Here is a 3,299-nt window from a genome sequence, read left to right as displayed (position 1 = left end):
TGTTTAACATTTTTGAATTCAAAACTTTTTTATAAATTCCATTTTCAGAGTTTGAGTGAGAACAGTTTTTGGCAACGGACTTGTGTATGAAACGTAGTGTATAAAAAGACACTAACTTTTCGGATTAACACAGAGCCGAATTTTTATATTTTGTTTTTAATTTTTCTCTTTTTAAAAGCCAAATTAAAAATTTGGCGGACTTTCTAAATATACACAAACCTTTCGGTTAAGCCTTTATTAGCTATGTTTTATACACCGTGTTGGCTACAGTTATATATGATATACTGGACTCCCAATTGTTACCAAGTTTTTCCATTCTGTGCGATCATTATTAATAATTCTATCTTTTAATTCCGATAGCTCTAAAGGTAATTCGTTTAAATTGTTGAGGATACTTTCTTTTCCTCTCATTATTACTAACAAGGAATAACAATAAGATTCGAAAAAGTTTTTTTTATGAAAACAGACCCCGATAGAAAAGAGGATTCCAAAGATGTAGGCAAAGTTAGAGTCAACCATCCATAAGTGTGATATAACATCTTGATTTTCAGAAGTAAGTAAGTTAGGGAATCCAATATTTTTAAATTCTCCTGTTTGGGCATGTGTACCTCCCTCACATACATTGAAAAATAAAAGCCTTCTCTTTTTATTTTTATTCTTCAATAAATGGAAATCTCTAATTTTTATTGAGATTTCATTAGAAAGATGAATTTGTGACGAATTTGGCTCGTAATGTTCATGTTGACCATGAGAAGATATCCAAATGATTTCTGGATTTAGAATATCAATTTGATTAATAAAGTTTTCTAGGTTACTATTAGATTCATTGTGAATTTCGAAATTAATTTCTTGTGAGGAGAAAATTTCTTTAAGAGAAATTGTTTCAATTTCCGATGTTAAGCTATTACCTGACCAAAATAAAACATTCTTAGTTTCAGGGAAATCTAGTTTCTTTGAAAGGCTTAAATTTAAAGGTAAAGTAATTCCTATATTTCTTAGCATTAACGTTTGAATAGGGGTTGAATTAAAATCAAATTGAATTAACGAGCCTATATTTATTAATTTATCTCTTAATAAATCAAAATTGTATAACTCATTGAGTTTGTTTTCATATATCTTTGAATATTTACTTTCAGGAAAACCTATTGGTTTTTCAGTTGGAATAATTTTCTTTGTAAAGCCACCCTTTAATAGTCGAAATGAATTAAACACTTTGTTTTCTATTTCTATAAGATTAACTATTATTTTTTGAGAGTCTTTTTGATCAAATATTGATTCTTCTGGAAGGCAATAAGTTACTTTTTCTTTTAAGTTAGTTATTATATAAATTATTCCTTCTTCATACGGTTCTGTAATCGTATAATAGGATGTAAGTATTTCATCTATTATTTTCCCTTTTCCTAATTCTATAGTTAATGAAATAATACCATTTAATAAACTTTTAAATATTCTTGCTCTTTGATAGGTTGAATCAATATTATTAGGATACTCAATTTTAATGTATTCATTAAAACTTCTTATTGAGTCTATAAGTAATGAGTAATTTGCATCTAAGGAGACTTCATCAAAGCATAAAGCAATAATTGCTTGCATTTTTATACCTGCATGTATATCAATATTGTTTTCTATCTCTTGTAAAATTTTGTTCTTATTATCATTTTCGTAATTCTTACAAAGTATTAACTGAATTCCTAGACCAGATTTTATCTTATTTTTGTTAAAATTGTCTGACCAATCAATAGCGTCGTATTCTCTTTGAATAATTTTTCTGACAGCATTACTTTCAATTTTTTTTAATGCAACCTCACACCAAGAGAGTAGATTGGATAAAAACTGAGGATGATATTCCTCTATATTTAAATTTTCATTTAATTCATAGAATATGTCTTCAAAGTAATATTCACACCAATCATTAAGGCCAGAAAAAGATTTTGAGTAATAATATAGTTGACTAAACCATTGCTCTATAACAGGGTAGCAGTTTGATAAGTAATCACTTTTAGAATTTAGAAGTTTAAATATTTTAATGTCTTTCAAATCGTAAACTTCACCATTTTTATATGTTTTATCAAAAACAGACCTCATAAATATTCCAAAACAATAAATAAATTCACCATCATAGTTTAGTTGAGTGATGGTTGATAAACCAGATATAAATTGGATATAATAAAAAAACTCCTTTTCAAGTGGTGTAGAATTAGGGCTATTTTTTCTTTCTATTATTTGATCAAAATGTTCATTGAGAATTTTTATTGTTCTTTCAGATTCATTATTAATTGTAAATAAATTTCTGATTTCAAATTGAAAATGAAGATCTATTTCTTTCAATAGATCTTCATTTTCATAATTATATTCTCTTTCCCATGTAGGGTTTTCTTTAGTAAATGATTCTTTGTAGATTTTACTGAAAACTTCTTTTAATAGCATTAATTTTCTGGTTCTTTTCTAATTGTAGCCAACGTGATTATATATGGTTTGTTGCGTGGGTTTTGCACTAAATTAATAAATAATTACAGACAAAGAAAATCCGCGAGGATTTTCGCAAGTAGGCAAGAAGCAAGCAATAAATTATATATGTTGTTGGCTGTAGTTTTTTTATATTTTTTCGCTCAATTCTTTTGGTAATAATTTTTCCAGAATCATTTTCTGTTTCTTTTCAATTACTAAAAATTTCCAGTTTTTTTCTCCACTTTCAGATATTCCATAAACGTCTTTTTGAGATTGAATTTCAAAAAAATCAGTTTTTTCGTTATAGACAACATTTTCAGAACCAAAAGTACTTTCCAATGACAATTTAGTCAGGTTTATTCTCGTTGTTTTTTCGTCTTTTGTTTCTCCTTCTTCTCCTTTTATTTTCATATTCATTTGATTTGAATAAGTCAGAAGTGAATAATATTTCTTTTCGATTTTCTTTTTGTCATTAACTTTCAAGATTTTCGGATTTTTTAATTCAAATTCCATATCCGGATTGTTAAAAGTCATTTTCATAACCTTAATCATTTGAGATTTTGGAATAATTTCAAAAAATTCAGGAACAATATATTCCATAGATTTTTCAAATTCCATATTTACAATTGTACTCAAATAATCATTAAATTCCTTTTTCAGTTCATTTTTATAATCTTGCGCAATGCCGATTGTACTAATTGTCAAAAATAGAATTGTAAATAAATTTCTTTTTAATTTCATATGTTAATTTTGATTTCGGTTTTTAATTACAGCCAACGTGTTTGTGTTATTAAAAGTTGCGTTTTAAGTCGACGGCTATTTTCCGAAGGAAAATAGATGTAGACAAAAAT

General features: G+C 26.8%; 2 protein-coding genes. Both read right to left on the bottom strand.

The annotated features are described in order from the left end of the window. Positions 1-270: 270 nt before the first annotated feature. A complete protein-coding gene (locus ACYPV9_RS14185) occupies positions 271-2,427 on the bottom strand; it encodes a hypothetical protein (protein ID WP_459744815.1) in 2,157 nt (718 codons plus the stop codon). Between the two features lie 168 nt (positions 2,428-2,595). Then, positions 2,596-3,189 (bottom strand): hypothetical protein, encoded by a 594-nt coding sequence (locus tag ACYPV9_RS14180; protein WP_149025884.1) that lies wholly within the window; start codon positions 3,187-3,189, stop codon positions 2,596-2,598. Between the last annotated feature and the right edge of the window lie 110 nt (positions 3,190-3,299).

It is taken from the genome of Polaribacter sp. OB-PA-B3, from assembly GCF_054589375.1.
This window is presented reverse-complemented; position numbering and strand designations above follow the sequence as displayed.

What these genes read in the sequence shown, in the direction of transcription:
- ACYPV9_RS14185 (WP_459744815.1), bottom strand. Translation starts at nt 2,427, where the DNA reads ATGCTATTAAAAGAAGTTTTCAGTAAAATCTACAAAGAATCATTTACT.
- ACYPV9_RS14180 (WP_149025884.1), bottom strand. Translation starts at nt 3,189, where the DNA reads ATGAAATTAAAAAGAAATTTATTTACAATTCTATTTTTGACAATTAGT.